The 7354-nt window shown below is 46.4% G+C and carries 9 protein-coding genes; 3 read left to right on the forward strand and 6 right to left on the reverse strand.

The features are described 5' to 3' along the window. The first annotated feature begins 104 nt into the window (after positions 1–104). Positions 105–428 carry a hypothetical protein gene (locus QGP82_RS25130; protein ID WP_499061373.1) on the forward strand — a complete coding sequence of 108 codons (324 nt, stop codon included), beginning with the start codon at positions 105–107 and terminating at the stop codon, positions 426–428. Positions 429–556: 128 nt separating this feature from the next. On the opposite strand, the gene QGP82_RS25135 is transcribed toward QGP82_RS25130, so the two are convergent. From QGP82_RS25135 to QGP82_RS25145, 3 genes are all read right to left on the reverse strand, one after another. Next, complete coding sequence (locus QGP82_RS25135) at positions 557–922, reverse strand: transposase (RefSeq protein WP_163668945.1); 366 nt, start codon at positions 920–922, stop codon at positions 557–559. A 188-nt stretch (positions 923–1110) separates the two neighbouring features. Then, entirely contained in the window at positions 1111–1518 is a 408-nt protein-coding gene (locus tag QGP82_RS25140) for an ISAs1 family transposase (protein WP_499061374.1), read from the reverse strand. After that, positions 1511–1669 carry a transposase family protein gene (locus QGP82_RS25145; RefSeq protein ID WP_499061375.1) on the reverse strand — a complete coding sequence of 53 codons (159 nt, stop codon included), beginning with the start codon at positions 1667–1669 and terminating at the stop codon, positions 1511–1513. The genes QGP82_RS25140 and QGP82_RS25145 overlap by 8 nt, the downstream gene beginning before the upstream one ends. A gap of 204 nt (positions 1670–1873) precedes the next feature. Between QGP82_RS25145 and QGP82_RS25150 the strand changes: the two genes are divergently transcribed. Continuing rightward, positions 1874–2623 carry a hypothetical protein gene (locus tag QGP82_RS25150; protein WP_499061376.1) on the forward strand — a complete coding sequence of 250 codons (750 nt, stop codon included), beginning with the start codon at positions 1874–1876 and terminating at the stop codon, positions 2621–2623. Then, the gene (locus tag QGP82_RS25155; protein WP_499061377.1) at positions 2613–2831 is read left to right on the forward strand and encodes a hypothetical protein; all 219 of its coding nucleotides are present in this window, start codon (positions 2613–2615) and stop codon (positions 2829–2831) included. The genes QGP82_RS25150 and QGP82_RS25155 overlap by 11 nt, the downstream gene beginning before the upstream one ends. Before the next feature lie 68 nt (positions 2832–2899). On the opposite strand, the gene QGP82_RS25160 is transcribed toward QGP82_RS25155, so the two are convergent. From QGP82_RS25160 to QGP82_RS25170, 3 genes are all read right to left on the reverse strand, one after another. Beyond that, positions 2900–4234, reverse strand: coding sequence for a formylglycine-generating enzyme family protein (locus QGP82_RS25160; protein ID WP_499061379.1), 1335 nt, complete (start codon positions 4232–4234; stop codon positions 2900–2902). A gap of 521 nt (positions 4235–4755) precedes the next feature. Continuing rightward, positions 4756–5901, reverse strand: a complete 1146-nt coding sequence (locus QGP82_RS25165; protein ID WP_499061380.1) for a transposase — start codon at positions 5899–5901, stop codon at positions 4756–4758. A gap of 307 nt (positions 5902–6208) precedes the next feature. Continuing rightward, entirely contained in the window at positions 6209–6826 is a 618-nt protein-coding gene (locus QGP82_RS25170; RefSeq protein ID WP_499061381.1) for a PTPA-CTERM sorting domain-containing protein, read from the reverse strand. Between the last annotated feature and the right edge of the window lie 528 nt (positions 6827–7354).

Here is a 7354-nt window from a genome sequence, read left to right on the forward strand (position 1 = left end):
TGTGGCGGTTTCTTCAGGAAGCTGCCAAGCTGACTCAGCTAGTCTGAACTAGAATAAACTGACTAATTTTTAGATCAAAATTAGATCAGGAATTTGGGTTTAAGATGGGGCGAAAATTACTCACAATCGAAGCAATCAATGCCAGGTTGGAAACAGCTCAGCTGGGGCTAAAAATTTATCAACGTGGCGAAAAGCTATCCATTCGCGGTACATTGCCTCCCAAACCCAGTAGTAAGCGTACGAAACCCCATCAGCAGCTGATTAGCCTGGGGTGTATGCCAACCCAGCCGGTCTGGAATATGCTGAGTCAGAAGCCTTTCGCCTGGGAGGTTTACTGGCCTAAAAGCGTTTTAGCTGGGAAGCAATTAGCTCAGACCCAGACCAGACTCCAGCTCAGGATCCTGAGGAGAGCTGCCAAGTGTGGATAGAACGCTTTCGGCAAGACTGGTTAAAGTATCAGGATGGAGATGAGGCGGTAGTTGATCTGAAATGGCGCGAGCAGTTTTGGTATCCCGCCTTTAAGTGGCTATCACCTAACGCTGCCCTCACCCCAGGGCTATTTCATTCTAAAAAGAGATTTTAGTAAACTGAGCCCATGCCCAGCTTTGCGTTGAGCTTGAGCCATGTTGTCGAAGCCATAGTCACGGTAGAGATTAAGCGCCAGATTCCGGGCTAAAGCGAAGTTGTTAGGTAATGGCTGCACTCGAATTCTGGAGATGTCTTCCCCCTGAGTCACATCCCGGACATAATGAACTTTGTTCTCGACATGCCAGTAATCGCGAATCCGCTCGGCCAACCTGTCCACCGGCTCATCCCAGGAGCTGATGTAATAGCGAATGGTCGGCGCGTTGATCAAAGATACTGGCCTTTGAAAACGTGACGATAACTCGTCACTCGGATAACCGTCTTCAGCCCAGCCCACTGGTCTGCCTCAGGTAACGATTCAATGCACGATAGAGGCTCACGCTACGACGCTCGACTCGGCCATGGCCGGTTTCGACTGAGTTCACGTGTGCTTCGGCTTGAAAGTTCTGTTTTAAGGCGTTGAAAAAATTGCCATGGTTTCCTTTGAGTGCCCCTAAGTAGTGATTACCAGAGGTGACAATCTGCTCACATGTTTTTTGGGGTGTTCAGGGCATCAAAGGCAAAGACCACTCCTTGATGGGCCAATGCCTTCAGGACAGGTGGGAGTGCGGTGATCTCATTACTCTTTTTGTCGACGGGTTGAATCGGGAGAATCAAGCCTCGTTCGACCACATAAACGGTCACTAACTGGATGGCCGGATGAGATTCTGCAGTACTCGCAGGCGTTTCTAGAAGGTAAGACCCCCTCAAAACTTTGCCATCTAGAGCAACGGTTTCACCGGGCAAGGGTTCAATTTCAAAGAACGTGGCCAGACACAGGCTGTAGGCCTCATAGTCTAGGGTCAATAGAACTCGGCGGATGGTGCTGTAGGACGGCAACCGATTTTTGGGCGGCTCAAGCAACGTTAAAAGCTCTTCATGATAGCTATCCAACCAATCGCTGATGGACAAGAAACCCCCGACATCCAGTACTCACCGCTAAGGTAAAGAGCGCTATACAGAGGGCTTGGTGGTGACGGCGACCGGCTCCACGTCGGGGGTCGGGTAACTCTTGAAAGGCTTCTACAATTGCTAACGCGCTCATGCTTGGCTAGGCCTCAATCGACACACTCCTTTACTCTAGAGACTTTCGTCCTATTATGTCTAGAATGAAATAGCCCTGGCCTTGCTGTACTGCTTCCACCAGAAGTTCCGGTTTCAGGAAATTTGGACTTTTCACATCCTTACTATTGGTCTGGCTTTACGATGATTGGTAGCCCATGGTGGGAGTCGATTTATGAGGTTGGTAATGCCAAAACTTTTGAGCCGGAAGCTGGCCTTAGGACTGGCTCTTTCCTTGGGTTTAACCACATTAACAACTGTTGTTACCCCAACACCTGCCAAAGCTTGTTTTTTGTGGCAAGCCTGTGCTCGACGACGCGGACAGGCATCTAACACCCGAGCTGGTGGTAAGCGAACTGGTTTAATCCGAGGCGGTAACAACCCGGCGATTCCCTATGTGATTACCCCTCGTAATACATGGATTGGTCAACCGCCAGACCACATTCGCTGGCATGCTGTAGATGGAGCCAGTCGCTACACGGTTCGTCTATGGCATTGGGTCTACGGACGTAATTCTCTGGGTTCGGTACTGTGGGACACCACGGTGAATGGTACCAATGTCGTCCCATTTCCTGACGTGCCTCTGGATCTGGGGGGATACTATGCCATTGAGGTAATTACTGAAGATGGAGTATCGTCCAATCTCGATGAAGGGGCTTATTACGTCGGGTTTCAACTCCTGGCACCAGAAGACTATGGGCTATTGCGATCGCACCTGGCCCAGGTCAACGCCGATAATGTCTCTGCCTCAGCAGAGGCAGCCGCCCTGGCTGAAGCAGGGGTATATTTCTTAGATGAGCTGTATGCAGATGCCCTACAGATTTTAGAATCTCTGGCACTAAGTTCAACCGCCTCTGAGTTGGTATATAACGCTCTGGGCGATACCTACAGTGAGACTGGGTTAAATCAGCTGGCAATGGCAGCCTATGAGCTATGAGCAAGCCTTAAACATCGCAGTGGCCAATAATGATCTGCTTAGCGAGGCAACTATTCGGGTAAAGTTAGCTGATGTCTATGTCATCCTGGAGGATTTTTCTCAGGCTCGACAGTTACTTTTGGATGCCCGGCAAGTTTACACTCAGCTAGGAGATCAGCTAGAGGTTTCATTGTTGGATCGCCGGATTAGGGCGTTATCTTTCCTTTAGAGCTACCCGCTGCCTAATCTTATCGACAACGACCTTAAATAGTCAGTAGTTCTATTAGAGGATTAACTCTAGAAAGATTTGCAAACCACTCTCATACCAACAATATTATCTTTGTATGCAGGTGGGCTGAAAAAGCGAAAAGCTGAACGACAACATTCAGGAAGTCCATACCAACATCCTCCCCGAAGCACTCTATATTTTGGACTCCCTCCTTGCAACCAAGGTAAATTATTTTTAGGAGCATTTATATAGTTCTCATGCCAGTAGTCCTGACACCACTCCCAGATATTGCCATACATGTCATGCAGGCCAAAGCTGTTTGGTAAGAACAGATCAACGGGGGTTGTTTTTTCTCGATAAACTCCTTTTTTACCTTGACCATAAACATAGAGGCCATTGTAGTTAGCATGATCGGCAGCGATAGTTTCACCGAAGTAAAATGGAGTTGTGGTTCCAGCTCGACAAGCATATTCCCATTCGGCTTCACTGGGTAAACAATATTTTTTGCCACTGAAGCGTGATAGTCGTTGACAAAATTCTATTGCATCATACCAGCTTACATTTTCAACAGGAAGATTATCTTCCTTAAAGTGGGAAGGATATGGTATTAGCGCCCTTTCCACATCATCGAGTAGTGATACCGCGTACCACTGCTCTTGAGTGATAGGGTACTTGCTCATATAAAGGGCTGATACCTTGACTTTGTGTTGTGGATACTCTTCTTTATTGTTTTGGGTTCCCTCTTCAGGAGATCCCATCCAAAAACTACCTCCTGGAACGTAAACCATATCGAGAGAAGCATAATCTCCTAAATCTTGTTGATAAGATTTAGCTATTTCTTGTATTCGCCTGACTTTGCCTTTTTGCCCATCTACACGATGTAGCTTTTTCAAGCTTCTTTGTGGATTTGTATGTATTTTTGTCAAGGGAAACGAGTATTGAGAATGCCCTGGCTCTCTTGAAAATATGTCTTTAGCCACACCCTCTGATGATGAATTACCTGAATGTATTTTCTCAGAAGGAAATGAGTATTGAGAAGTCCTTGGACTATCTGGCAGTTTGTTGAACTCAGGCAACGGTTTTCCTAGATGCTTTTTAATATCGGTGATGAGACTATGGGTATCAGCATAGAATTGAGTATTGTGTCTCATTCTTATTCCCTTCTTAGGGAGAATACCGCTTAAACCAGAAAGAACAAGAGCTATCTTATCTAGGACTGTAAGAAATTTTTCCAGACCGCAACCATTCGGACTTTCTACCCACTTGAGTAGAGTAGCAGGATCGTAAGCGTTAAATTCTTCAGGCAGATCGATTAAGGTCAACAGCTTCTGAAAAACAGGCTTTGGCAGCTTGTTCAAAACCTTCAGCAACTCGATTCTTTCTTTCCCATTTAGATAAGACATCCGTCATGATGGCGTTACGAACAAAGAACACGTATCTAAAAACGACTCTGACCAGGGAGTCGAGAGCCGTTTTCTGCACATCCACTTATTTCAACCACGTAACCTAATACATTTCAGAAACCATTTTCTAGGTATATACCTATATAGATCGCGTCAGTTAATACATTTCAGGAAAATAGGTGTCTTAACCTCAAGAATTCTGGCAACGCCTTATCTAGACTTCATATTGTTGAGGGGAAAGAATTTAGTTTTGAAGATAATAAAATTGTACGGCCAGAGAATATTGGAGCTAAAAACTCTCCAAAAAAATTAGAGCAAAAAATTGGTTCACTCCTTTGGGAGTGAACTAGGTGGGGATCTTTTCAAACTTGAAAAGGTAGCTATGAGCTATCGAACGATTACTTGCGATCGCAAGCAACAAAAACAGAATTTCTTAGCTACAAAAAGTATGAGCGTTCTCACAGACGCAGCTGTGAATATACTAAAATGATGTACTCGATAGCTGATTGACTGACAAAAGTTTAGTCAGGATTGAACTGAGTAGTAAAGACCTGAAATTCTAACTGAAAGGAGCGTTTCTCATGCTGCCAGCGAGAGGCCATAGCCGGTTCAGGGTCTGTGTTAGACGAGAACACAACACGAGTCACCAGCTGCCAACCATCGATTAAGGCCGCATGAATCCAATCAAGGCCAATGCGAAAATAGCTGTTGCCACGAAACCCATGAGTATCGACCCATCGACGTTTGCCTGAGTCAACGACAGCAACGCCCTGCGCGGTCACGTAAAGTGTCGCGAGCGCTAAGATGAAGCATAAGCGTGAGAGGTCACAAACCGAACGAATCTCAGACCTTTGCAGATTCCAACCACTAGACTGCTCATCCTTGAAAAGCTCCTCAATATCGAAGCGTAAGCCATACTCCTGCAAGGTTTTTAGCGTAGTGGGTTCATCGCTGACAACGACCCAGAGTTCGCCATTGAGAGGATTGCGACCGACGATGACATGGACGGGACCATACCATTGTTGCTTGTGCAGTTTAACAGTGTGGAAACAGCGCACTTCGCCGCAAGCCAGATGAACTGAGTTGGGTTGTATCCAGCCTCCGGTAGAGCGCCATAGCCATGTGTTGCTCTTGAGTCGAATGCGATAGTGCCAGCCCAGGCAGCGCAGTGCACTCATGGCATCGGTATGAATGAATCCTCGGTCTGCCAGCAGAATAACCTTCACCGCCTTCGGCAGGTATCGAGCCGCCTGAACTAACATCTCGTGATACTCCCTGAAGGCAACTGTCGCACTCGAATGCTTGAGCACGCGCCAAGACAGCGGGAGGGCACGTCCTCGGTGAACCACGGCTAACCGAATCAGACAATACTCATCCCAAAACTGGGTGATATCCAAGCTCAGATACAGACACTCGTCTTCCCAACTCGCCAGCGCGGCTTGAATAATGGGCTTGTACAACCGATGGACATTGATGCGTGGATTTCCCAGCCAGCGACGAATACGACGTTGGCGACTTTGCGCGTACTGCCCTCGGCAGGGGATATACTTGGCCCACTTCGTTAGGTTTACTTCGCCGGTATGAATCAGCGCGACGACCATCCATAGACAGGTCGTTAAATGGGTAAGGTGTGTCCAGTTGTCGCCTTGACCCAGCCAGATTTTCAAGGCATCGTAGAGGCGGGAGTTTTTTTCACAGCGTTTCTATAATTTGAGTGGTATCTAATTCTAGAGCGCTGGACTCCCGCTTCTTTCGTTATTGGCTACAATCCAAAACAGACAGTCACTTCAACAGTGTAGGCATTATCTTTTGTCAGTCAATCAGACTCGATAGTTATCCTAAATAGTCCAAATCGTAGTGCCAGACATCACAACAGGCACACATTCAAAACCAGCTACGAGATTGTTTTCCCGTAGCTGATAACAGTTTTATTAATTACCTATCAAAGCAATCTCAATAGGGGTTTAAGCTTGCCTAAGCTACCTCATCTGCCTGCCGCTTCTTTCGAAAAGCTGCCATACCCATGCCGAATAAGCCTGGAAGAACCGCTGCAGGAGCTGGTACAGGAGTCACATGAACAGCCTTTAAATAGTAATCATCCTTCTTATCTGTGACTGTAAAGCCAAACAGTGAACCTGTGGGCGAAGGTGAAAAGCTAAAGAACCCAAAATCGGTATCAGATCGATTACCACCTGGGATGTTGGCATCAATAAACCGAGTACCATCTACTAACAGCCGAAACTCATCCCCAAAGCCGACTCTGCCAAAAGTTGCGGAGAGAAGGTTAACTCGCTCCGAAAAATGCAGATTGAGGGTTTCGTCTGGGCCGAGGCCATCAATCTGAAAGCTATCCAAACTACGAGGCAAACGTACACCTAGACCTGCAGAAGTCTGAACAACAACTCTCTCAGGACCAGAAGTTGCTGTGGCCGACGCTGTAACGTCGATGCCTCCTTGAGAGGAAATTGAGGGGTTAACCTCGAATGGCCCAGCAAAGTTAAAGGATAAGGCTTGAGCTGGATCTGCTTGTATGACTGAAGTGACAGTTAGCGTAGCTGCTGCCAGGGCACCTGTTAAAAGTTGCTTTTTCATGTTTTCTTGCACAAGAATTAAAGGACAAAGTAAATAGCTAAAAAGCCCTTCGTTAACCGTGTTATTGCATTTGAAATTTGATGAACCTTATTTCTAGCGCCGTAACTACGTCAATGGTGGGCATTGATAGTGAAACAAAGTTCATCACAATGAACTCTCGGATAATGCACTCTACTCAGCTAGTTTCCAGGCTCCCAATGACGTTAGCTTTGATGACAGCTAATTTATGATAGTTAGCTGTCTAACTGAAACAGGGAGCCCAAACTATTTCCTCATACGGCGATGCTTGCTGTCTAATATGCGTTCTATATCAGTAGGATGCAGGCTAACTATTGACAGTATGTCCTTGCAATCTAAAGAGGCGTCTGAAACAGACGCAACAGCCTACTAATATCACGACATATAGCAATTTCAATCCAGGTGAGGTACGCTAGTCATCATAAATTAAGTGTACCTAAGATGATTAGAACTGATGCCTAAGCCGTACTCATTGGACTTACGTCAGAAGATTGTCAAGGCCTATGACCG

Source organism: Leptothoe sp. LEGE 181152, from assembly GCF_032906605.1.
In the GTDB taxonomy this organism is placed as follows: domain Bacteria; phylum Cyanobacteriota; class Cyanobacteriia; order Phormidesmidales; family Phormidesmidaceae; genus Leptothoe; species Leptothoe turfae.

What these genes read in the sequence shown, in the direction of transcription:
- QGP82_RS25130 (WP_499061373.1), top strand. Translation starts at nt 105, where the DNA reads ATGGGGCGAAAATTACTCACAATCGAAGCAATCAATGCCAGGTTGGAA.
- QGP82_RS25155 (WP_499061377.1), top strand. Translation starts at nt 2,613, where the DNA reads ATGAGCTATGAGCAAGCCTTAAACATCGCAGTGGCCAATAATGATCTG.
- QGP82_RS25145 (WP_499061375.1), bottom strand. Translation starts at nt 1,669, where the DNA reads ATGAGCGCGTTAGCAATTGTAGAAGCCTTTCAAGAGTTACCCGACCCC.
- QGP82_RS25150 (WP_499061376.1), top strand. Translation starts at nt 1,874, where the DNA reads ATGCCAAAACTTTTGAGCCGGAAGCTGGCCTTAGGACTGGCTCTTTCC.
- QGP82_RS25160 (WP_499061379.1), bottom strand. Translation starts at nt 4,234, where the DNA reads ATGTCTTATCTAAATGGGAAAGAAAGAATCGAGTTGCTGAAGGTTTTG.
- QGP82_RS25170 (WP_499061381.1), bottom strand. Translation starts at nt 6,826, where the DNA reads ATGAAAAAGCAACTTTTAACAGGTGCCCTGGCAGCAGCTACGCTAACT.